This is a genomic window from Aurantimonas sp. NFXS3, assembly GCF_049132005.1.
GTDB classification, from domain to species: Bacteria; Pseudomonadota; Alphaproteobacteria; order Rhizobiales; family Rhizobiaceae; genus Aurantimonas; species Aurantimonas coralicida.
Window position 1 is genome coordinate 1 of record NZ_JAGDDZ010000002.1, and the last position, 22,284, is coordinate 22,284.

Below are 22,284 nucleotides of genomic sequence, written 5' to 3' on the forward strand. Positions count from 1 at the left end.
TGATAACGATCGATCGTTCTCTCATGGATGCCTCGCAATCGGAAAGGAAACCGACACGAAGCTCCAGGCAAACAATCCGCCGCCCACGCTTCTCTTTCTTCTCAATCTTCAGTTTTCAAAGAGCACGACACCGAACAAACGATGGCGGCGGGCCGGTCGGGACTTCCATCCCCTGGACCCTGTCGAAGACCAGCCGTTTCCGGCGAACTCTTCTGGATGTCTGCGGCGGGGCCAAAACCAGAGCGAACCGAAGGGCTCGCCGGCGGCGCCCTCGCCGTCGATGAGTGGCTTATAGGCCCTCCCCGCTTTCGAAGTCAACACGGCTTTCTGGAAAAAACGACGGAAGCGAACTTTTTCCGAAACAGGCCGGATCGCCTGCCCCACAGGCTTCCCCGGCGTCATCGCGGATTCACAAAGCGTCCCGGCGCGTGGAAGCCCACAGCGCACCGGGATCGCCCTATGGGGCCCTGCAGGAGCCATCCCCTTGGTGCCGTCGTCAGCTTCGACGCAGGAGGGAGGCGACACCCGGCGCGGCCGCACGGCTGTCGGCTTCTGCCTGACCCTGGCCCGGCGTGCGAGATTTTCCTTTCGCGCCGTTTGGTATTAGGCCGGAACGACAGGCCTGCAGAGGCGCGACGGGGATGGCACGGGGACAGGCAGATGGGCGACAGGACCGAGGCGAACCCGCCGGGCCGTTACGAACGCATCCTGCGTGACGCCGGTGTCCGCATCACCCGGCCGCGGCGGATCATCCTGACGATTCTCGCCGATGGCGGCGACCATCCCGACGCGCTGGAGATCTTCCGGCGCACCGCGGCAATCGATCCCTCGATCTCGCTCTCCACCGTCTACCGCACCATGAAGCTCCTGGAGGAGAAGGGCGCGATCCAGCGCCATGTCTTCGAGGGCGGCCCGTCGCGATTCGAGCGCGCCGACGGCGATCACCACGACCATCTCATCGATATCGAATCGGGCGAGGTCGTCGAGTTCCGCTCCGATCGCATCGAGAAGCTGCAGGAAGAGATCGCCCGCGAGCTCGGCTACGAGATCGTCTCGCACCGGCTCGAACTCTACGGCCGCAAGCGCCGGCCGGACTGACCGCCCCTCACGCGGGGAGACGCCCGACGCGAATCGGCCCGCGTCCTCTCGAGCACGGGCCGATTCGTTCCAGTGTTCGTCGCGACGCGGGCCGGCTCAGACCAGCCTGGCGTCGAGCGTCACGCTGATCGCGCCGAGGGCCTTGGACACCGGGCAGCCTTCCTTGGCGGTGTTGGCGAGTTCGTCGAACTTGCCCTGCTCGATCCCCAGGACCGTCGCTTCCAGGACGATGGCGCTGGACTTGATCTCGAAGCCGGCCTCGACCTGCTCGACATTCACCGTGGCGGTGGCCTTCAGCTCCTGCGCCGGCGTGCCGTTTTCGGCGAGGAAATGCGACAGCTGCATCGCGAAGCAGCCGGCATGGGCTGCGGCCAGCAACTCCTCCGGATTGGTGCCCGACTTGCCGCTCTCGTCCTCGAAGCGCGCCTTGAAGGAATAGCCATGTTCGGACAGCGCGCCCGACTGCGTGGTGATCGCGCCGGTTCCGTCCCCGAGTGCGCCCTTCCAGATTGCCGTTGCATGCCGTTTCATGAGAATCTCCTTGATCTGGCGCCGACCGGGCCGCTGCGTTTGTGGCAGCGGCCGAATGGGAGGTCGGCCCGCCTTGCCGCAACAACCGTCGGCGCCCGCAACAGTTCCGGCGAACACGATGCGTTCACCAAGGCGGCGATAGGCTGGCCGGGCCCGCGCGCACGCCGCGGGACCGGCGGCAGCAGGAGACACCGCGTTGACGCAGACGACGCTCATCCACGCGACCCGGCCGCTTCTCGACGAGAAGGCGGCCTGGCTGACGATCCTTGCCGACGAGCGGCGCAGCAGCCCCCACACGATCGAGGCCTATGAGCGCGATCTGCGCCAGTTCCTGGTCTTCCTCACCGACTATCATGCCCGCCCGGCGCAGCTTGCCGATCTCGCCGATCTGAAGACGGCCGATCTGCGCGGCTTCCTCGCCGCGCGGCGCCGTGACGGGGCGGGCGCCAAGACCATGGGCCGGGGGCTTGCCGGCGTCAGGTCCTTCATCCGCCATCTGGAGCGCAAGGGCCTTGCCTCCTCGGCCGGGGCCAAGGCGATGCGGGCGCCCAAACAGCCGAAATCGCTGCCGCGCCCCCTGACCGTCGGCGACGCGATGGCGGTGACGGAAGAGGCCGGCGCCTTTGCCGCCGAGGCCTGGATCGCGGCCCGCGACGTCGCTATCCTCACCCTGCTCTATGGCTGCGGCCTGCGCATTTCCGAAGCCCTGTCGCTGCCCGGCGATGCGCTATGCGACGCAACGGCCCGTTCGATGCCGGTCGCCGGCAAGGGCGGCAAGACCCGGCTGGTGCCGCTGCTCCCGGCCGTGCTGCAGGCGGTCGCCGAATATCGCCGTCTCTGCCCCTATCCGCTCAACGCCCACAACGCGCTGTTTCGCGGCGCGCGCGGCGGACCGTTGCAGCCGCAGATCGTTCAGCGCGCCATGGCGCGGCTGCGCGGCGTTCTCGGCCTGCCCGAGAGCGCGACGCCCCATGCTCTGCGCCATTCCTTCGCGACGCATCTCCTGGCCGGTGGCGGCGACCTGCGCACCATCCAGGATCTCCTCGGCCATGCCAGCCTGTCGACCACCCAGAACTATACGGCGGTGGATCAGGCCCGGCTGATGTCGATTTACGAGGACGCCCATCCCCGCGCCCGGCGCCGGCGCGCCGGCTGATTCGCCCCCCGGTGCTTAGGTCTTTGGTCGCAATTGCCGCCTAGGCTCGCGCCATGCTGCACCTGATTTCCGCCGTCGCCGCCCCCGATCGCCTGCCCCCGTCCCACACGGCCCTGCGCCGTCTCGAACGCCTGTGCCTCATGGTGCCGCTTGCGCTTCTCGCCCTGCTGTTTGCCGGCATCGCCGCGGCGCAGGCGGCCGACGCCGGGACCTGCAAGGCGACCGATCTCCTGGCGACGCTCGAAGCCGATGGCAGGCTTGCCGCGGTCGAGGCGGAAGCGGCCCGGACCGTCAATGGCGAGGGCAAGCTGTTCCGCATCGAGAAGCCGGGTGTGCCGCCCTCCTTTCTTCTCGGCACCATGCATCTCGCCGATGCGCGTGTGCTGGCGCTCGGGGAGACGGCCGAGGCCGCGCTGACCGATGCCCGGCGCCTGGTGATCGAGACCACCGACGTCCTCGAGCCGGCAAAGGCCGCCGCCGCGTTTCTCGCTCATCCCGATCTGATCAATCTGCCCAAGGGCCAGACCCTCGCCGATCTTCTCTCCGACGAGGAGGAGGCGCGAATCAGGGCCGCCCTCGACGCCCGCGGCATGCCGTTCCATGCCGTGCGCACCCTGCAGCCCTGGTTCCTGTCGATCAGCCTGATGCTGCCGGCCTGCGAGATGGCGCATCGCGCCAAAGGCGCGGCGGTGCTCGACGCGGCCCTTGCGCAGCGCGCCATGGCTGCGGGCAAGCCGGTGGAGGGCCTCGAGACGTCGGCCGAGCAGCTGGCGGCCCTCGCCTCCCTGCCGATCGAGCTGCAGCTCGAAGGTCTCGTCGCCACGGTCGATCTGGCAGAGCACCTGCCCGACGTCATGGAGACCATGGTCTCGCTCTATGTCGACGGGCGAATCGCCATGATCATGCCGACGATCGAGGCGGCGATCCCCAATGGCGGTGTGCTGGTCGGCGCCGGCGACGGCTATGCCGAGTTCGAAGAGCGCATCGTGACCGATCGCAACCGCCGCATGGCGGAACGCATGCAGCCGATGCTGACGGCGGGCGCCGCCTTCGTCGCCGTGGGCGCCCTGCATCTGCCGGGCGAAGAGGGCATCGTCGCCCTGCTGCGCGAGGCCGGCTGGACCGTGACCCGGGCCGACTGAGCCTGTGCAGAGAACCGGGGGCAGCCCGGCATTCCCGGACCCGACTGCACCGAAACGTGAAGACGCCCGGCATTTCGCCGCTGGCCGGAGCGGGCGTGGCGACCTTAAGCTTTGCGGATCGCAACAGCCAAGGAGACATGCCGCATGAAATCCTTTCTCGCTGTCACGCTGGGCGCCGGCCTGCTGGCCGCCGCCTCCACCGGAGCGGTCGCCGCCTGCGCGTCGCATGTCACGGCCGACGCGCCGATGACCCCGATCGTCACCGCCGACACGAGCGGCACCGACACCGCACCGGTCGCGACGCCCGACAAGAAGAGCTGATCGCGCGCTCCCAAACGAGAAAAGGCCCGGCTGCTTCTGGCAGCCGGGCCTTTTTCATGGCGCGCAATGATTCACGTGAAACGCCGGCGGGCGATCCCGCCCGGCGCTCCGGTCAGATATGGATCGGCTTGGCGAAGGCCGCGAGGGCCGCCTCGCGCATGGCTTCCGACAGGGTCGGATGGGCATGCGAGGTCCGTGCGAGATCCTCGGACGATCCGCCGAACTCCATCAGCAGCCCCGCCTCGGCAATGAGGTCGCCGGCATCGGCGCCGAGGATGTGGCAGCCCAGCACCCGATCGGTCTCGGCATCCACCAGGAACTTCACGAAGCCGTCGGTCTGCAGCATGGCGCGGGCGCGGCCATTCGCCATGAAAGGGAACTTGCCGACCCGGTAGGCGACGCCCGCCTGCTTCAGCTCTTCCTCGGTCTTGCCGACCGAGGCGACTTCCGGCGAGGTGTAGACCACCGACGGGATCGCGTCGTAATTCACGTGGCCGGCCTGGCCGGCGAGGATCTCGGCCAGCGCGACGCCCTCGTCCTCGGCCTTGTGGGCGAGCATCGCCCCCTTCACCACGTCGCCGATGGCATAGATCCCGTCGACATTTGTCTTGAAATGCGCGTCGATCTCGACCCGGCCGCGATCGTCCAGCGCAACGCCGGCCTCTTCGAGACCGAGACCTGCCGTGAACGGCTTGCGCCCCGTGGCCACGAGCACGACGTCGGCGTCCAGCGTCTCCGCCTCGCCGCCCTTGGCCGGCTCGAAGCTCACGGAGGCGCCCTTGTCCGATTTCGTCACCGCGGTGACCTTGGCGCCGAGCTTGAAGGTGAGGCCCTGCTTGACCATCAGCTTCTGGAAGGCGGTGGAGACCTCGCTGTCCATCGGGCCGAGCACCTTGTCGAGATACTCGACCACGGTGACCTTGGCGCCGAGGCGGGCCCAGACCGAGCCGAGCTCCAGCCCGATCACGCCGCCGCCGACGACGACCATCGTCTCCGGGACCTTCTGCAGGGCGATGGCATCGTCCGAGGACACGATCGTGTCCGTATCGAAGGCGACCTCGACGCCGGGAATGCCGGCGACGTCCGAACCGGTGGCGATGCAGATGTTCTTCGCCGACAGGGTCTCGGTGGTGCCGTCTTCCTTCGCCACCTCCACCTCGGAGGCCGACTTGATGCGGCCCGTGCCGATGACGCCGGTGATCTTGTTCTTCTTGAACAGGAAGGCGATGCCGTCGACATTCGACTTCACCGTCTTGTCCTTGTGGGCCAGCATCTTCGACAGTTCGAGCTTCGGCTCGACGGCGATGCCGAGCTCGCCGAAGCTGTGATTGGCCTCGGCGAACATCTCCGACGCGTAGAGCAGCGCCTTGGACGGAATGCAGCCGACATTCAGGCAGGTGCCGCCATAGGTCTTGCGCTTTTCGACGACGGCGACCTTGAGGCCGAGCTGCGCCGCCTTGATGGCGCAGACATATCCGCCGGGTCCCGATCCGATGACGACGAGGTCGAAGGGTTCAGCCATGTCCAGTCCTGTTCGTGCGGTGCGGGCCGTGGCCCGGTGTCTTGAAGATAAGGTCGGCGGAAGCCAACGTCAGGCGAGGAGATCATAGACCATCAGGATCAGCCCGAAGATCGAGATCACGAAAGCGAGGGTGCGGATGACGGGGATGCCCGCATAATAGATCGGCGCATAGGCGACGCGGGCCCAGAACCAGAGCTGGGCGCCGGTCAGCCCGAGCCCGCCGGTCTGGCCGGACACGATCAGGCCGAGGATCGCCGCGGCGAAGAACGGGTAGGTTTCCATGTAATTGGTGAAGGCGCGCCGGGCGCGGCCGGCCAGTCCGCCGGTCGGCCGCGGGTCACCCTCGCGCGACGAGGCGGCGGTCTTCGGGCCGATGGCGGGGATCGCCGTCACGATGTGGACGGCCAGCATGACAAGCCCCAGGATCACCGACCAGACGAGGAGCGTCAGCTCCATCGGCGTTGCGGCGAACGTCGCGGCGATCTCGGTTTCCATGCTGCGCGTCCTTCTGCCGGCCCGTCCTCTGCGATCGTGGCCATGCGTTGATGGAAGCCGCTACGCTGCGATTACGCGCAGCGCGGATCGTTGGATCACGGCCAGATCGAGCGTGCGCCGGACACGTCGAGGATCGCGCCGGTCGAATAGCTGGCCGCGTCGGAGGCGAGCCACAGGATGGCGCCGGCGACTTCCTGCGCCGTGCCCGCGCGCTTCATCGGCAGGCCGGGCCCGAGCTGGGCCACCCGGTCCGGCTGGCCCCCCGAGGCGTGGATGTCGGTGTCGATGATGCCCGGACGCACCGCGCAGACGCGGATGCCGTCGTCGATCAGCTCCTTGGCGAGACCGACGGTCAACGTGTCGATGGCGCCCTTGGAGGCGGCATAGTCGAGATACTGGCCCGGTCCGCCGAGCTTGGCCGCGACCGACGACAGATTGACGATCGCGCCGCCCTTGCCGCCATGGCTCTTGCCCATGCGCTTTGCCGCTTCGCGGGCGCACAGGATGCTGCCGGTGATGTTGATGCGGAACATGCGCTCCAGCCGCTCGACCGTCATCTCGGCCAGCGTCCCGGCCTCGTCGACAATGCCGGCATTGTTGATCAGCGCGGTCAGCGGGCCGAGCCGGTCGGCCGCCTCGAAGATCGCCAGGATGTCGGCCTCGACACCGACATCGCCCTTGACCGCGACGGCCTTGCCACCGGCGGCCTCGATGTCGGCGACGACGGCGTTGGCGGCGGCTTCGTTGGACGCGTAATTGACCACGACCGCATAGCCGGCCTTGGCACCGGCCTTTGCGGTCGCCGCGCCGATCCCGCGCGAGCCGCCGGTCACGATCATCACTCCGTCAGCCATCAGGCCGTACTCCCTTACTCAAACTCGGGACCGGCCGGGTCCATCCCGGCCAGACGCATGTGTTCTTCGCCAAACGCCTAGAGGTCGAGGACCAGACGCTCGGGATCTTCCAGGCTCTCCTTGACCCGCACGAGGAAGGTTACGGCCTCCTTGCCGTCGACGATCCGGTGGTCGTAGCTGAGCGCCAGATACATCATCGGCCGGATCACCACCTGGCCGCCAATGGCCATCGGCCGCTCCTGGATCTTGTGCATGCCGAGAATGCCCGACTGCGGTGCATTCAGGATCGGCGTCGACATCAGCGAACCGTAGACGCCCCCATTGGAGATGGTGAAGGTGCCGCCCTGCATGTCGGACACGCCGAGCTTGCCGTCGCGGGCCATCAGGCCGAGCCGGCCGATCTCCTTCTCGACCTCGGCAATCGACATCTGGTCGGCATCGCGCACCACCGGCACGACGAGGCCCTTGGCTGTGCCGACGGCGACGCCGATATGGGCGTAGTTCTTGTAGATCAGGTCGGTGCCGTCGATCTCGGCATTGACCGCCGGGACTTCCTTCAGCGCGTGGCAGACCGCCTTGGTGAAGAAGCCCATGAAGCCGAGCTTCACGCCGTGCTTCTTCTCGAACAGGTCCTTGTACTTCTTGCGCATCTCCATGACCGCGGTCATGTCCACCTCGTTGAAGGTGGTCAGCATGGCGGCCGTGTCCTGCGCGTCCTTCAGGCGCCGGGCGATGGTCTGGCGCAGGCGGGTCATCCTGACCCGCTCCTCGCGGCTCTCGTCGTCACCGGCGGACGGCGCACGGGCAGCGGGAACCTGCGGCTTTTCCTGCGGGCTAGACGGCGCGCCGCGGGCGATGGTCTCGAGGACGTCGCCCTTGAGGACCTGGCCGCGCTTGCCGGAGCCGGCGACGTCGCCGTCGGACAGGCCCTTCTCTTCCATCATCTTGCGGGCCGACGGCGCCGCCGGCATCTCGCCGGAACCCTTGCCGGCCTCCTGCGCGGGCGATGCGGCATCACCCTTCGCGCCGCCGCCGTAATCGGCCTTGGTCTCGCCGCCGGCATCCGCCCTGGCTTCCTGGCTCTTCGGCTTCTCCGTCGGCGCCGTGGTGCCGGCATCCGAACCCGAGCCCTCGCCGATCGATCCGATGACCGTGCCGACCGCGACGGTCTCGCCTTCCGGTACGGCGATGTCCTGGAGCACGCCGGCGGCGGGAGCCGGCACCTCGACCGTCACCTTGTCGGTTTCCAGCTCGGCCAGCGTCTCGTCCATCTCGACCCGGTCGCCGGGCTTCTTGAACCACTGGCCGATGGTGGCCTCGGTAACGGATTCACCCAGCGTCGGGACTTTGATTTCGGTGCTCATCGCTCTTCAGATCTCTTCTGGTCGGGTTCGGTCGGGACGACCTTGTTTCAGCGCGGCGTCTGGGTGGCTCAGCCGAGGGCGTCTTCGAGGAAGGCCGCCAGCTGCGCCTGATGCGTCGACATGGTGCCGGCCGCCGGCGAGGCGGCGGGGTTGCGACCGGTATAGCGGACGCGACGCTTCTCGGCACCGATATGTTCCAGCACCCATTCCAGATAGGGGTCAACGAAGGACCAGGCACCCATGTTCTTGGGCTCTTCCTGGCACCAGACCATCTCGGCCTGCTTGAAGCGGGCGAGCTCGTGGATCAGCGCCTTGGCCGGGAACGGGTAGAGCTGCTCGAGACGCAGCAGGTACACGTCGTTGGTGCCGCGCTTCTCGCGCTCTTCCAGAAGGTCGTAATAGACCTTGCCGGTGCACATCACGACGCGCCGGATCTTGTCGTCCTTGACCAGCTTGATCGGCGAATTCTTGCGCATCTCGGCATCGTCCCAGAGCAGGCGATGGAACGAGGTGTCGCCGGACATTTCCGACAGGTCGGACACCGCCCGCTTGTGGCGCAGCAGCGACTTCGGCGTCATCAGGATCAGCGGCTTGCGGAAGTCGCGCTTCAGCTGCCGGCGCAGGATGTGGAAATAGTTTGCCGGCGTCGTGACGTTGGCGACCTGCATGTTGTCCTCGGCGCACATCTGCAGGAAGCGCTCCAGCCGGGCCGAGGAATGCTCCGGCCCCTGCCCCTCGTAGCCATGCGGCAGCAGGCAGACGAGGCCCGACATGCGCAGCCATTTGCGCTCGCCCGACGAGATGAACTGGTCGAAGACCACCTGCGCGCCATTGGCGAAGTCGCCGAACTGGGCCTCCCAGAGGGTCAGGGCATTCGGTTCGGAGAGCGAATAGCCGTATTCGTAGCCCAGCACCGCCTCTTCCGAGAGCATCGAGTTGATGACCTCGTAGATCGCCTGCCCCTTGGCCAGATGGGCGAGCGGCACGTAGCGGGTCTCGTCCTCCTGGTCGTAGAGCACCGAATGGCGCTGCGAGAAGGTGCCGCGCTCCGAATCCTGGCCCGACAGGCGGACCGGATGGCCTTCCGTCACCAGCGTGCCGAAGGCCAGGGCCTCGCCGGTCGCCCAGTCGATGCCCTCGCCGCTCTCGATCATCTTGGAGCGGTTGTCGAGGAAGCGCTTGACGGTGCGGTGGACGTTGAAGCCCTTCGGCACGGCCGACAGCTTGGCGCCGATCTCCTTCAGCGTCTTCAGCGGCACGCCGGTCACGCCGCGGCGCGGCTCGTCGACTTCCTCGGCCTTGCGCAGGCCGGCCCAGGCGCCGTCCAGCCAGTCGGCCTTGTTGGGCAGATAGGACTGGCCGGCCTCGAACTCGGCCTCCAGCGTCTTGCGCCACTCGGCCTTGCGCTCCTCAACATCCGCCTCGGAGACGACACCCTCGGCGATCAGCTTCTTGGTGTAGATCTCCAGCGTCGTGGGATGCTGGCGGATCGCCTTGTACATGATCGGCTGGGTGAACGCCGGCTCGTCGCCCTCGTTGTGGCCGTAGCGGCGGTAGCAGAACATGTCGATGACGACCGGCTTGTGGAACTTCATCCGGTATTCGGTCGCCACCTTCACCGCGTAGACCACGGCTTCCGGATCATCGCCATTGACGTGGAAGATCGGCGCTTCGACCATCTTCGCCACGTCGGACGGATAGGGCGAGGAGCGCGACAGCCGCGGATTGGTGGTGAAGCCGATCTGGTTGTTGATGATGAAGTGCAGCGAGCCGGCGACCCGGTGGCCGCGCAGGCTGGACAGGCCGAAGCACTCGGCGACGACGCCTTGGCCGGCGAAGGCCGCGTCGCCGTGAATCAGCAGCGGCATGATCTTGGAGCGGGTGTCGAGCGGCACGAGCTCGGTGCGCGTGCGCCCGGCAATGGCGTCCTGCTTGGCGCGCGCCTTGCCCATCACGACGGGATCGACGATCTCCAGATGCGACGGGTTGGCGGTCAGCGACAGATGCACCTTGTTCTGGTCGAACTCGCGATCCGACGAGGCACCCAGATGGTACTTCACGTCGCCCGAGCCCTCCACGTCCTCGGGCTTGTAGGAGCCGCCCTTGAACTCGTGGAAGATCGCCCGGTGCGGCTTGGCCATGACCTGGCTGAGAACGTTCAGGCGGCCGCGATGGGCCATGCCGAAGACGATCTCCTTGAGGCCGAGCTGGCCGCCGCGCTTGATGATCTGCTCGAGCGCCGGGATCAGCGATTCGCCGCCGTCGAGGCCGAAGCGCTTGGTGCCCTTGTACTTGACGTCGAGGAACTTCTCGAAGCCCTCGGCCTCGATCAGCTTGTTGAGAATCGCCTTCTTGCCCTGCTCGGTGAAGGCGATGCCCTTGTCCGGGCCCTCGATCCGCTCCTGCAGCCAGCCCTTCTCCTCCGGATTGGAGATGTGGGTGAACTCGACGCCGAGCGTCGTGCAATAGGTCCGCTCGAGGATGTCGACCATCTCGCGGATCGACGCGAACTCGAGGCCGAGCACCTTGTCGATGAAGATCTTGCGGTCGAAATCGGCCTCGGTGAAGCCGTAGGCCTGGGGCGACAATTCGTTGTAGTCGTCGTCCGCCGGCTTGGCGATGCCGAGCGGGTCGAGCTTGGCGTGCAGATGGCCGCGCACGCGGTAGGCCCGGATCAGCATGATCGCGCGGACCGAATCCTGCGCAGCCTGCTGGACGGCCGCGCTGGACAGGTCGACGCCCGATTCCTGCGCCTTCTGCTTGACCTTGGCCTCGATCTTCTGGGCCGTCGGGCCCCAGTCGCCGTCGAGCGCCGAGACCAGATCGCCATTGGCGGCGATCGGCCAGTTGGCCCGCTCCCAGGAGGGACCTTCCGCGCTCTTGATGACGTCGTCGCGATCGTCCTTCAGCTCCTTGAAGAAGTCGCTCCATTCGGCCGGGACCGAGGATGGATCGGTCTCGTAGCGAGCGTGAAGATCCTCGATATAGTCGGCGTTGCCGCCGTACAGGAACGAGGTGAGCGCGAAGGTTTCGTTCGCCTGATTGCGTGCCATCGTATCGTTGCGACCACCGTTCGGGGGCCGTCTCCTATCAGCGATTCATCGATGATGCCGGACGCGCGAATCGCGGCCGGCACCCGTGTTTCGATCCTTCTTCCCCGCGTTTCGGGCATTGCCGTGACGCGGGAACCCGTTCCTGTCGCGGGGCATCGCCTGGACGCCCCGCCTGTCCGACATGAGCCGGACGATCAGCCCTTGAGCAGCTCGACCAGCGTCTTGCCGAGCTGTGCCGGCGACGGCGACACGCGGATGCCGGCCGATTCCATCGCCGCGATCTTGTCCTCGGCACCGCCCTTGCCGCCGGAGACGACCGCGCCGGCATGGCCCATGGTGCGGCCCTTGGGCGCCGTGCGGCCGGCGATGAAGCCGACGGTCGGCTTGGAGCGGCCCTTCTTGGCCTCGTCCTTGAGGAACTGCGCGGCTTCCTCTTCGGCCGAACCGCCGATCTCGCCGATCATGATCATCGACTTGGTTTCGTCGTCGGCTAGGAACATCTCCAGCATGTCGATGAACTCGGTGCCCTTGACCGGGTCGCCGCCGATGCCGACAGCCGTGGTCTGGCCGAGCCCTTCATTGGTGGTCTGGAAGACCGCCTCGTAGGTCAACGTGCCCGAGCGCGAGACGATCCCGACATTGCCGGTCTTGAAGATGTTGCCCGGCATGATGCCGATCTTGCACTGCTCCGGCGTCAGCACGCCCGGGCAGTTGGGGCCGAGCAGGCGCGACTTCGACTTGTCGAGCTTGGCCTTCACCCGGACCATGTCGGACACCGGAATGCCCTCGGTGATGCAGACGATCAGGCCGATCTCGGCGTCGATCGCCTCCTCGATGGCGGCGGCTGCGCCGGCCGGCGGCACGTAGATGACCGAAGCGGTGGCGCCGGTCTTGTCGCGGGCTTCGACGACGGACGAGAAGATCGGCAGCTGGACGGTGCGTCCGTCGGACTGCCCCTCCCACATCTCGCCGCCCTTCTTGGGATGGGTGCCGCCGACCATCTGCGTGCCGTAATAGGCCAGCGCCTGCTCGGTGTGGAAGGAACCGGTCTTGCCGGTCAGGCCCTGGACGATGACCTTGGTGTTCTTGTCGACGAGAATGGACATGGGTTCTGGGGAACTCCGTAGAGGGTCAGTCAGCAGTCGGGATGGCGGCCGCGCCGATCGGGCGGCCGGATCGCATCAGCCGACCGCCGCAACGATTTTCTTGGCTGCGTCGTCGAGATCGTCGGCCGCGGTGATGGCGAGGCCGCTGTCGTTGAGGATCGCCTTGCCCTTGTCGACATTGGTGCCTTCCAGGCGCACGACCAGCGGCACCTTCAGCCCGACTTCCTTGACGGCTGCGACCACGCCCTCGGCGATGACGTCGCATTTCATGATGCCGCCGAAGATGTTGACGAGGATGCCCTTCACGGCCGGATCGGCGGTGATGATCTTGAACGCCGCCGTCACCTTCGCCTTGTCGGCGCCGCCGCCCACGTCGAGAAAGTTCGCCGGCTCCTTGCCGTAGAGCTTGATGATGTCCATCGTCGCCATGGCGAGGCCGGCGCCGTTGACCATGCAGCCGATGTCGCCGTCGAGGGCGACATAGGCGAGGTCGTATTTCGACGCCTCGATTTCCTTGGCGTCTTCCTCGCTCTCGTCGCGCAGCGCCTTGATGTCGTCGTGGCGGAACAGCGCGTTGCCGTCGAAGGAGACCTTGGCGTCGAGGACGCGCAGCCGGCCGTCGGTCATGACGATCAGCGGGTTGATCTCCAGAAGGCTCATGTCCTTCTCGGTGAACGCCTTGTAGAGGATCGGGAACAGCGACATGCCGTCCTGGCGAGCCTGGCCGTTGAGCTCCAGCGCATCGCAGAGCTTGCCGGCATCCGCCTCGGTCACGCCCTCGAGCGGGTCGATGGCGACGGTGATGATCTTCTCCGGCGTCTCGTGGGCGACGGTCTCGATGTCCATGCCGCCCTCGGTGGAGGCGACGAAGGCCACCCGGCCGACCGCGCGGTCGACGAGGATCGAGAGATAGAGCTCACGGTCGATATCCGCGCCGTCCTCGATATAGAGGCGGTTCACCTGCTTGCCGGCATCGCCCGTCTGGGCGGTGACCAGCGTGTTGCCGAGCATCTCGGTGGCATGCTGGACGACTTCCTCGACCGACTTGGCGAGGCGCACGCCGCCCTTGGCGTCCGGGCCGAGTTCCTTGAACTTGCCCTTGCCGCGGCCGCCGGCGTGGATCTGGCTCTTCACGACATAGAGGGGACCGGGCAGCTGCCGGGCGGCGGCCTCCGCCTCGGAGACCTGCGTGATCGGCACACCGCTGGCGACCGGCGCGCCGAAGCCCTTGAGGACTTCCTTGGCTTGATACTCGTGGATGTTCATGAAGTGCCTTCCTTTTGAGAAGCCTGCCGGCGGGAACGATCCGGCATGATGGGAGAAACGGTCATTGCAGACCGCCGAAGGATGAGGCGGGACCGCCGGCCGTGCCGATGAGCACCGGCCGGTCGCGTCCGCATTGGAAGATGGTGCTGAGATCGGCGGCGCCGCGCGCCATGCCGTTCGCCTGTTCGTTGCCAGCATCGAGCACGGCTACCGCACAGCCGGGTGTCTCGCCGTTGCCGACGCGCGAGACGAGGAGCACGTCGCTCGTCTCGCCGACCTCGGCGCCGTCGAGATGATAGCGCACGATCGCCGCATAGGGCGCGCCGCGCTCGTCCACCCGCCACTCGATCGTCGATCCGAGCGAATTGAACGGGGCGAAGCTCTGGAATTCCGGCACCGCGCCGAAGCCGATCGAGACGCGCAGATCGCCCTCGGAGACGAAGACCGCACGGCCCTCGATGCCGGGACAGATCCACTCGCCCGAGCCGCCGTCTTCGGCGGCGATGGCGACGGTCTCGCAGACGTCGAGATCCAGATCCGTGTAGACGCTCTCGCCCGCCAGTGCCGCGACCGGCACCGTCAGGGCGGCGAGGACGCCGCCCATCAGCGAGAGAGAGGAGGACACGGATCCGGTCACTGGCTTACTTGAGATTGGGCGCGATGCCCTGACAGGCTTCCATGAGCCCCTGCACCGAGGCAACCGACTTTTCGAACTGGCCCTTCTCGTCGGAATCCAGCTCGATCTCGATCACCCGCTCGACGCCGTCGGCGCCGATGACGCAGGGCACGCCCACATACATGTCCTTCAGGCCGTACTCGCCCTTGAGGGCGGCGGCGCAGGGCAGGACGCGCTTCTTGTCCTTCAGGAAGCTCTCGGCCATCTGGATCGCCGAGGAGGCCGGCGCGTAATAGGCCGAGCCGGTCTTCAGCAGGCCGACGATCTCGGCGCCGCCGTCGCGGGTGCGCTGGACGATCTCCTCGAGCCGCTCGGCCGAGCACCAGCCCATCTTGACCAGATCCGGCAGCGGGATGCCGGCCACGGTGGAATAGCGGGTCAGCGGCACCATCGTGTCGCCATGGCCGCCCAGAACGAAGGCGGTGACGTCCTCGACCGAAACCTTGAACTCGTCGGCGAGGAAGGTGCGGAAGCGCGAGGAATCCAGAACGCCGGCCATGCCGACGACCTTGGACTTCGGCAGGCCCGAGAACTTCTGCAGCGCCCAGACCATCGCGTCGAGCGGGTTGGTGATGCAGATGACGAAGGCGTCGGGCGCGTATTTCGCGATGCCGGCGCCGACCTGCTCCATGACCTTGAGGTTGATGCCGAGAAGATCGTCGCGGCTCATGCCCGGCTTGCGCGGCACGCCGGCGGTGACGATGCAGACATCGGCGCCCTCGATGGCCGCATAGTCGTTGGCGCCCGACAGATGGCCGTCGAAGCCCTCGACCGGGCCGGACTGGGCGATGTCGAGGGCCTTGCCCTGCGGCGTCCCCTCGGAGATGTCGAAAAGGACGACATCGCCGAGGTCCTTCAGGCTGGCGAGATGCGCCAGCGTGCCGCCGATCATGCCGGAACCGATGAGTGCGATCTTCTTGCGTGCCACGGGCTGATCCTTCTGCTGCAGGCCGGGCCGCAACGGCACCGGCAACCGCCTGGATGGTCTTCGAACACAGCAAAAGGGAGAGTGTCGCCCGTCTCGCCGAATCCGACCTTGTCCGGGACAGCCGCAGCGAGTTCTTCCGCGCGCGCGAGCGAGTGGACGAAAGACATCGCAACGGTGCCCCCGTTGCGGCATGGCAATAGACCGCACCGGTAGCTTATGCAACCGGCGAAAACGGGCCTCAAGGAATTCAAACGGTTAGATGCATTGGGGGTTACGTAAACGTAAAAGCAATTGGCAAGCCCGATCAAGGCGGAAGCGCCAGAGCGCAAGAAGTCCGTGTCGGCGCAGAAACATTCGTCCGCAGGGCCAATTGCAGGCCTCGCAGGGCCTCATGGGCCACCGAACCGCCGAAACGGGCGACGGTCAAGCCGGGGCCAGGACCCCCGATCCAGCCGCAACCGGATGCACAAACCGGCCGCAGCCCTGCAATCGCCGGCTGGCCTAGGCGCCCGGAACCGCGTTGCGTTCGAGATATTCCGCGCTGCGCATTTCGTGCAGCCGCGAGATGGTACGGTCGAACTCGAACTTCTCGGTGCCCGAGCGGGCGCGGTAGAGCTGGTCGGCCGGCGCCTCGGCCGAGATCACCAGGCGGCGGCCGCCGTCATAAAGCGCGTCGACCAGGGTGATGAACCGCTTGGCCTCGTTCCGCTCGGCTTCGGCCATGACCGGAACCCGGTCGAGAACCAGCGTGTGGTAGCGCCGTGCCAGAGCCAAAAAGTCCTGCGCGCCGAGCGCGCGGGTCAGGAGGTCCTCGAAGGCGAAACGCGCGGCGCCGTTGCCGGCCCGCGGCACCGCGATGGTGCGGCCCTTCACCGAGAGCGAGGCCGACGCCTCCTTCGTGCCGTCGAGGAGCCGGGTCCAGATCGTGTCGAGTTGTGCATCGGCGGCCTCGCCGAGGGGCGTCACATAGAGATCGTCCCGTCCCAGCACCGCGAGACGGTAATCGTCGGCCCCGTCGAGCTCGAAGATCTCGACATGCTCTTTCAGCGTATCGACGAAGGGCAGGAACAGGCCGCGGTTCAGCCCGTCGCGATACAGATCGTCCGGCGCGACGTTGGAGGTGGCGACGAGGACGATGCCGTTGTCGAACAGCGCCTTGAACAGCCGCGACAGTATCATCGCGTCGGCGATGTCGGTGACGGTGAACTCGTCGAAGCACAGAAGCCGCGCTTCGTCGGCGATCTGCCGCGCCACGGGCGGGATCGGGTCGTCGCCCTTGGCGGTGCCCGCCTTGACCGCCGCCCGGTGCGCGCCGATCCGTTCGTGCACGTCGGCCATGAAGGCGTGGAAATGCACCCGGCGCTTGGCCGCGACCGAGGCGCTGCGGAAGAACATGTCCATGATCATGGTCTTGCCGCGGCCGACATCGCCGTAGATGTAGAGCCCGCGGATGGGATCGGCTTCGCGCTTCTTGCCGAACAGCCAGCCGAGCGCGCTCTTCTTGGAGGCGACCATGTCGGCCGACAGGACCTGGTCGAGATGGTCGAGCTTGTCGGCCAGCCTGCGCTGGATCGAATCCGCCTCGATCTCGCCCGAGACGATCAGGCGTTCCAGCGCCGACCGGACCGGCCCGCGCGACTTTTCCCTGGCATTCACGGCCACTGACACGCCTTCACGACTCAACGACTGGAAAACGGCCGATACGGCGACGCCGGCCGCGTCACGCTGGCCGGCGTCGATCGTCTCTAGGTCGTTCTAGCGGTACAGCTCGACCGGCACGCCCGTGGTGGTCTGGCCGGTGAAGCGGTTCTTGCCCGACGAGGTCAGGGTGGCGATCACGTTCGCCGACGTATCCTTGAGCTGCAGCTGGTTGCCGGTGGTGGACCAGCGGCGCACATCCGCCAGCCGGCCCGGGCAGCCCATCGAGGCGGCGTTGTAGTTCTCGTCATACTGGGTCAGCGTCAGGCCGACCCGGCAGTTCCCGCCGCTGGCCGAGACCTGGTAAAAACCGGTCATGCTGGTGCGCGACAGCGGCTCGGAGCTGGTCGAGGCGACCTGGGTGTTCCCACCGGCATCGGCCGTCGCGTCGCCGTCGTTCCCGGCCGAAGCGTTGAAGTCGGCCGAGGCGTTGGTGCTGGCGCCGGGCGGCGGCGGCGGGGGTGGCGGCAGCTGGTCGGCCGACACGCGGCCCGCAGGTGCCGGCGGCAGCGGAGCCGGCCCGGTGTCGCGTCCCATCTCCGGCATCGACCGCGAGCAGCCCGCCACGAGGAGCAGTGCCACGACGGCCGCTCCGGCTTTCATCTTATGCGTCATTGAAGACTTTCCCCGGCATGTCTGTCCCTCGCCAATCCGACCTGCCGGCCGGTCCGTCGCATCCATAGATCGAACCCTGCGATCATTTCGCAAGATGCCATTGTGCCAAAACGTAACGCAAGCACGTGATTGTGGCCATTGTCACACGCAAATCGCCCGGTGCGGCGCAGCAAACGACCTGATCACTCGCCGGCCAGCGGTCGCTGGAAATCGCCGGTATCCGGGTCCATCGCCCAGAGCTCGCCCGAGGCGATGTCCACCCAGGCGCCGTGCAGCGACAGCTTGCCTTCCTTCACCAGCGCCTCGACCGTCGGGAAGGTGCGCAGATTGGCGATCGAATAGCGGATGGCGATGCGCTCCAGCGCCGCCTGGCGCTCGCGCGCCGTCATGTGGTCGTTGGCGCCGACGGCCTTCGACACGGGATCGAGCAGGCTCATCCACTTGCCGATGAAATCGCCCGGCGACAGCGGCTCTGCCGAGGGCGACAGCGCGGCGTGGATGCCGCCGCAGCCGCCATGGCCGAGGACCACGACATGCTCGACCTTCAGGGCGTGCAGCGCGAATTCCAGCGCTGCCGAGGTCGCGTGATACTCGCCGTCCGGCTCGTAGGGCGGCACCAGATTGGCGACGTTGCGCACCACGAAAATCTCGCCCGGTGCGGCGTCGAACAGGGTTTCCGGCGCGGCGCGGGAGTCGCAGCAGGCGATCACCATGGTCTTGGGATGCTGGCCCTGCTCGGCCAGGTCGCGCAGGCGGTCGCGCTCCTGCGGCAGGCGGTTCGCCAGGAAGGCGCGATAGCCGTTGAGGAGATGGTCGGGAAGATACTTCGTCATGATCAGATCACTACCGGCTTGCCCCGGCGCAATCAATCAGGCCGGGCCCGCCCCGCTGTCGTCGCGGGGACGCGTTCCTCGAACTAGATACAGGCAGCGCCGACGGCAAGCGATGTTTCACGTGAAATCCACGCGGCCACGCAGTTCAGGCGCGCCGGCCGCCGCCCGGATAGGCCAGACGGCGCATCTGCACCATCGCCATCGGATGCTTGAGGCTGTCCGTATCGGTCTCCAGCGTCAGCTCGTCGGCCCCCCGCTTGGTCGTCCGCGCCAGGATCTCGACCACCGTCGCCGTTGCGCTCTGCAGCGCCTTCTCGCCCTTGGCGCCCGACAGGGTGCGGGCAAGGAACACCGCCGCCGTCAGGTCGCCGAGCCCGTGGGGCGCATTCTCCACCACCCGGTGTTCGGCGAGAATGGCCTGGAAGTCACGCACCAGAAGATTGCCGATCCCGCCGCGCAGCATCGGGAAGGCCGAGGTCACCACGACGGCCTCGGGCCCGAGCGTCGCCGCCGCCTCGATCAGATGGGAATTGTCGGTGAATTCCAGCCCGGTGAGGAATTCCAGCTCGAAGCGGTTCGGCGTCGCGATGTCGGCCAGCGGGATCAACCGGTCGCGGATCGCGTCGACCGTCGCCTGCGACTGGTACATGCGCCCGCGATCGCCGAGCACCGGGTCGCAGATATAGGTGGCGCCGGGATTGGCGCGCTTGACCGCCTCCACCAGCCGCGCCGTCGGCTCGACCTGTTCGCCATCGCCGAAATAGCCGGTCAGCACGGCCCCGACCTCGCCGAGCCAGGGCGATCCGGCCAAATCATCCATCAGCGCGGCGAAATCGCCGGCCGGCGGCACGATCCGCGTCGCCGGCCCATGCCCCGGATGCCAGGGCAGCGTCACGGTGGGCACCGACCACACCGGGAACCCCAGCGATTCCAGCGCGAAGACGGCGGCCCGGTTGCCCACCGTGCCGCGCGCCACATGGCTGGAGACGCAGATGACCGCCGGACGGTCGTGATGGGCGGAAGACGCGGCTATCGACATGTCGGATGTTCAGGAACGCATGAGGAAATCGGCGAGCATAAGCCCGAACACGATGAAGCCGACAATGCCCGCCAGCCGGCCGATCCGCGTGCCGATGACCTCGATGCGGTCGTTCGGGTCGGCATCGGTCGCCATGAAATGGTCGCGGGTGCGGAACAGGAGCGAGAAGGTATGGGCACCGATCTGCGGCTCCGTTTCCTGCCGGATGCGTTCCAGGATCGCCTTGGCTTCGCGTTGCTGCGCGTCGTCGTCGTGAGGCCGGGTCATGGGAAAGCTCTGTCGCAAAACCCCCGCGAGGGCAACAGCCCGGACGCAACGATTGTCTTCTGCGCTACGGCCGGATGCGCTAGACATGCCGGACAAGCCCTTTTGACCGGAGACCGTTGATGCTGTCCGCTGCCAAGATCCTTCCGCCGCTCCGGCTCCGCCCGTATCTGACCGCCCTCGTCGTGGCGCTCATGGCGCCGATGCTGTCGGCCTGCGGGATCAACGCCATTCCCACCTATCAGGAGCAGGCGCGCGCGGCGTGGTCGCAGGTCGAGAACCAGTATCAGCGCCGGGCCGATCTGATCCCCAACCTGATCGAGACCGTGAAGGGCTTTGCCGCCCAGGAGCGCGAAGTTCTGACGGCGGTGGTCGAGGCACGGGCCAAGGCGACCCAGATCACCGTCGACGCCGACCAGCTCAGCGACCCGGCCATGGTGCAGAAATTCCAGGCGGCGCAGGACCAGCTCGGCGGCGCCCTGTCGCGGCTGCTGGCGACCGTCGAAGCCTATCCGGACCTCAAGTCCAACCAGAACTTCCTTGCCCTGCAGAGCCAGCTCGAGGGCACCGAGAACCGGATATCCGTTGCCCGCCGCGACTATATCGAGGCGGTGCGGGTCTATAACACCGAGCTGCGGACGATCCCCGGCCGCTGGATCGCCTCCTTCTTCTATCCGGAGGCCCAGCCGATGGAGCCCTTCACCGCGACCGCCGGCTCGGCGACGCCGCCGAAGGTGGATTTCGGCCAGTGAGCCGGCTGGCAGCCAACTGACCGAAAGGCCCGCGCCCATGGATCGGATCCGGCAAATGTCGATGGCAGGTGGACGCGGCGCGCTCGCCGCGCTGGGCCGCCTTCTGGTGCTGGCGGCCGTCCTTGCGCTGGTCGCGCCTGCCGCCGCGCAGGAGTTCCCGCCCCTCACCGGACGGGTGGTCGACACGGCGGATCTTCTCGATCCGGCGACCGAGACCGCACTGACCGAGAAGCTGGCGGCCTTCGAGGCACAGGGCAGCGACCAGGTCGTCGTCGTCACCGTTCCGGACCTGCAGGGCGCCGAGATTGCCGACTACGCCAACCGGCTCGGCCGCGAATGGGGCATCGGCCAGGCGGAGGAAAACAACGGCGTCGTCCTCCTGGTCAGCCGCGACGACCGCGAGGTGCGCATCGAGGTTGGCTACGGGCTCGAAGGCACCCTCACCGACGCCCTCTCCTCGCTGATCATCCAGAACGACATCCTGCCGGCGTTTCGCAGCGGCGATTATCCCGGCGGCATCAGCCGCGGCGTCGACGGCATCATCCAGGTGCTCTCCGGCGACGCGGCCGAGCTTCAGGCCCGGGCCGAACGCAACCAGGACTGGAGCGGCGAGGATTTTGCCGGCATCGCCTTCACCCTGATGTTCGCCGGGGTCTGGATTCTCGTTCTCGGCGCCTTTGCGATGACGGGCCTTGCCCGCCGCTTCGGCAAGAAGATCGGTCGCAACCGCTATCGCTGGCTCGGGATCGTCTGGACGCTCGGCCAGGCGAGCCGCATGTCGGGATCGCGCAGCGGCTTCGGGGGTGGCTTCGGCGGCGGTGGCGGCTTTTCGGGGGGCGGTGGCTTTTCCGGCGGCGGAGGATCGTTTGGCGGCGGCGGATCGTCGGGGAGCTGGTGACCATGGCAAGACTGACCTTCACCGAAGCCGATCATGCCCGCATTGCCTCGGCGATCCGCGAGGCCGAGATCGCTACGACCGGCGAGATATACGCGGTCTTCGCCCGGGCGAGCGACGGCTATCATTTCGTCTCCGCCACGGCCGCCCTCGCCATCGCGCTGCTGGTGGCCGGCGTCACCCTGCTGCTGGCGCCGCTCTTCGGCGTCACGGTCTCGGCCGCGGCGCTCTTGGGCGGGCAGATCGTCATCGTCCTCGCCATGCTGGCGGCCTTCGCCCTGTCCCGGACCCTGCGCATGGCCTTCGTGCCCCGCGCCATTGCCGAACGCCGGGCGCACCGGTCGGCCCTGCAGCAGTTCTTCGCCCATAACCTCCACACCACGGCGGGGCGCACCGGCATCCTGATCTTCGTCTCCGAAGCCGAGCGCTTTGCCGAGATCGTCGCCGACGACGCCATCGCCGCCAAGGTCCCGCAGGAGAGCTGGGACGCCATCGTCGCAGACCTCGTCACCGCCGCCGCCGAGGATCGCCTGGCCGACGGCTACGTCGCCGCCGCCCACGCCGCAGGCGCCATCCTCACCGCGCACTTCCCCGGCGACCACCGCAATACCAACGAGATCCCCGACCGGCTCGTGGAGATCTGAGGGGCGGCGGGGCGCATCCGGCAGCGGAGCGG

At 67.3% G+C, this 22,284-nt stretch carries 23 protein-coding genes; 8 read left to right on the forward strand and 15 right to left on the reverse strand.

Annotated features, from left to right (window positions below):
• Both J3367_RS05205 and J3367_RS05210 read left to right on the forward strand, forming a co-directional pair.
• A partial coding sequence (locus J3367_RS05205; protein ID WP_421460340.1) for a hypothetical protein occupies positions 1 to 295 on the forward strand: 295 nt, incomplete at its 5' end.
• Between the two features lie 365 nt (positions 296 to 660).
• Positions 661 to 1,098, forward strand: coding sequence for a Fur family transcriptional regulator (locus J3367_RS05210; protein ID WP_024352168.1), 438 nt, complete (start codon positions 661 to 663; stop codon positions 1,096 to 1,098).
• 96 nt (positions 1,099 to 1,194) lie between these two features.
• Here J3367_RS05210 and J3367_RS05215 read toward each other — a convergent pair whose 3' ends face one another.
• A complete protein-coding gene (locus J3367_RS05215; RefSeq protein ID WP_029703776.1) occupies positions 1,195 to 1,629 on the reverse strand; it encodes an OsmC family protein in 435 nt (144 codons plus the stop codon).
• Between the two features lie 196 nt (positions 1,630 to 1,825).
• On the opposite strand from J3367_RS05215, the gene J3367_RS05220 reads away from it, so the two are divergent.
• The 3 genes from J3367_RS05220 (at position 1,826) to J3367_RS05230 (ending at position 4,248) form a co-directional block, all read left to right on the forward strand.
• The gene (locus J3367_RS05220) at positions 1,826 to 2,785 is read left to right on the forward strand and encodes a tyrosine recombinase XerC (protein ID WP_024352170.1); all 960 of its coding nucleotides are present in this window, start codon (positions 1,826 to 1,828) and stop codon (positions 2,783 to 2,785) included.
• 53 nt (positions 2,786 to 2,838) lie between these two features.
• The gene (locus J3367_RS05225) at positions 2,839 to 3,927 is read left to right on the forward strand and encodes a TraB/GumN family protein (RefSeq protein WP_024352171.1); all 1,089 of its coding nucleotides are present in this window, start codon (positions 2,839 to 2,841) and stop codon (positions 3,925 to 3,927) included.
• A 144-nt stretch (positions 3,928 to 4,071) separates the two neighbouring features.
• A complete protein-coding gene (locus J3367_RS05230) occupies positions 4,072 to 4,248 on the forward strand; it encodes a hypothetical protein (RefSeq protein WP_155898573.1) in 177 nt (58 codons plus the stop codon).
• A gap of 112 nt (positions 4,249 to 4,360) precedes the next feature.
• Here J3367_RS05230 and lpdA read toward each other — a convergent pair whose 3' ends face one another.
• The 14 genes from lpdA to J3367_RS05300 form a co-directional block, all read right to left on the reverse strand.
• Positions 4,361 to 5,770: a dihydrolipoyl dehydrogenase gene (gene lpdA, locus J3367_RS05235; RefSeq protein WP_421460344.1), complete on the reverse strand. Its 1,410-nt coding sequence runs from the start codon at positions 5,768 to 5,770 to the stop codon at positions 4,361 to 4,363.
• Positions 5,771 to 5,839: 69 nt separating this feature from the next.
• Positions 5,840 to 6,265, reverse strand: coding sequence for an MAPEG family protein (locus tag J3367_RS05240; RefSeq protein ID WP_051141666.1), 426 nt, complete (start codon positions 6,263 to 6,265; stop codon positions 5,840 to 5,842).
• Positions 6,266 to 6,360: 95 nt separating this feature from the next.
• A complete protein-coding gene (locus J3367_RS05245; RefSeq protein WP_421460346.1) occupies positions 6,361 to 7,119 on the reverse strand; it encodes an SDR family oxidoreductase in 759 nt (252 codons plus the stop codon).
• A gap of 77 nt (positions 7,120 to 7,196) precedes the next feature.
• Positions 7,197 to 8,483, reverse strand: coding sequence for a 2-oxoglutarate dehydrogenase complex dihydrolipoyllysine-residue succinyltransferase (odhB, locus tag J3367_RS05250; RefSeq protein ID WP_024352175.1), 1,287 nt, complete (start codon positions 8,481 to 8,483; stop codon positions 7,197 to 7,199).
• Between the two features lie 68 nt (positions 8,484 to 8,551).
• Positions 8,552 to 11,536, reverse strand: a complete 2,985-nt coding sequence (locus J3367_RS05255; RefSeq protein WP_421460349.1) for a 2-oxoglutarate dehydrogenase E1 component — start codon at positions 11,534 to 11,536, stop codon at positions 8,552 to 8,554.
• Between the two features lie 194 nt (positions 11,537 to 11,730).
• A complete protein-coding gene (sucD, locus tag J3367_RS05260; RefSeq protein ID WP_024352177.1) occupies positions 11,731 to 12,642 on the reverse strand; it encodes a succinate--CoA ligase subunit alpha in 912 nt (303 codons plus the stop codon).
• Between the two features lie 75 nt (positions 12,643 to 12,717).
• The gene (gene sucC, locus J3367_RS05265) at positions 12,718 to 13,908 is read right to left on the reverse strand and encodes an ADP-forming succinate--CoA ligase subunit beta (protein WP_024352178.1); all 1,191 of its coding nucleotides are present in this window, start codon (positions 13,906 to 13,908) and stop codon (positions 12,718 to 12,720) included.
• Between the two features lie 61 nt (positions 13,909 to 13,969).
• A complete protein-coding gene (locus J3367_RS05270) occupies positions 13,970 to 14,533 on the reverse strand; it encodes a hypothetical protein (RefSeq protein ID WP_155898574.1) in 564 nt (187 codons plus the stop codon).
• Positions 14,534 to 14,549: 16 nt separating this feature from the next.
• The gene (mdh, locus tag J3367_RS05275) at positions 14,550 to 15,512 is read right to left on the reverse strand and encodes a malate dehydrogenase (protein ID WP_024352180.1); all 963 of its coding nucleotides are present in this window, start codon (positions 15,510 to 15,512) and stop codon (positions 14,550 to 14,552) included.
• Between the two features lie 501 nt (positions 15,513 to 16,013).
• Positions 16,014 to 17,174: a cell division protein ZapE gene (zapE, locus tag J3367_RS05280; protein ID WP_024352181.1), complete on the reverse strand. Its 1,161-nt coding sequence runs from the start codon at positions 17,172 to 17,174 to the stop codon at positions 16,014 to 16,016.
• Positions 17,175 to 17,267: 93 nt separating this feature from the next.
• Positions 17,268 to 17,825: an AprI/Inh family metalloprotease inhibitor gene (locus J3367_RS05285; protein WP_421460353.1), complete on the reverse strand. Its 558-nt coding sequence runs from the start codon at positions 17,823 to 17,825 to the stop codon at positions 17,268 to 17,270.
• Positions 17,826 to 18,007: 182 nt separating this feature from the next.
• Positions 18,008 to 18,658 (reverse strand): carbonic anhydrase, encoded by a 651-nt coding sequence (locus tag J3367_RS05290; RefSeq protein WP_024352183.1) that lies wholly within the window; start codon positions 18,656 to 18,658, stop codon positions 18,008 to 18,010.
• 145 nt (positions 18,659 to 18,803) lie between these two features.
• A complete protein-coding gene (gene pdxY, locus J3367_RS05295; RefSeq protein ID WP_024352184.1) occupies positions 18,804 to 19,697 on the reverse strand; it encodes a pyridoxal kinase PdxY in 894 nt (297 codons plus the stop codon).
• A 9-nt stretch (positions 19,698 to 19,706) separates the two neighbouring features.
• Positions 19,707 to 19,964 (reverse strand): hypothetical protein, encoded by a 258-nt coding sequence (locus tag J3367_RS05300; RefSeq protein ID WP_024352185.1) that lies wholly within the window; start codon positions 19,962 to 19,964, stop codon positions 19,707 to 19,709.
• A gap of 119 nt (positions 19,965 to 20,083) precedes the next feature.
• On the opposite strand from J3367_RS05300, the gene J3367_RS05305 reads away from it, so the two are divergent.
• From J3367_RS05305 to J3367_RS05315, 3 genes are read left to right on the forward strand one after another with little or no spacing between them, the layout of a single operon-like run.
• A complete protein-coding gene (locus tag J3367_RS05305; protein ID WP_024352186.1) occupies positions 20,084 to 20,713 on the forward strand; it encodes a LemA family protein in 630 nt (209 codons plus the stop codon).
• A gap of 55 nt (positions 20,714 to 20,768) precedes the next feature.
• Positions 20,769 to 21,611: a TPM domain-containing protein gene (locus tag J3367_RS05310; protein ID WP_035695280.1), complete on the forward strand. Its 843-nt coding sequence runs from the start codon at positions 20,769 to 20,771 to the stop codon at positions 21,609 to 21,611.
• A gap of 2 nt (positions 21,612 to 21,613) precedes the next feature.
• Positions 21,614 to 22,252, forward strand: a complete 639-nt coding sequence (locus J3367_RS05315) for a TPM domain-containing protein (RefSeq protein WP_024352188.1) — start codon at positions 21,614 to 21,616, stop codon at positions 22,250 to 22,252.
• The last annotated feature ends 32 nt before the right edge of the window (positions 22,253 to 22,284 follow it).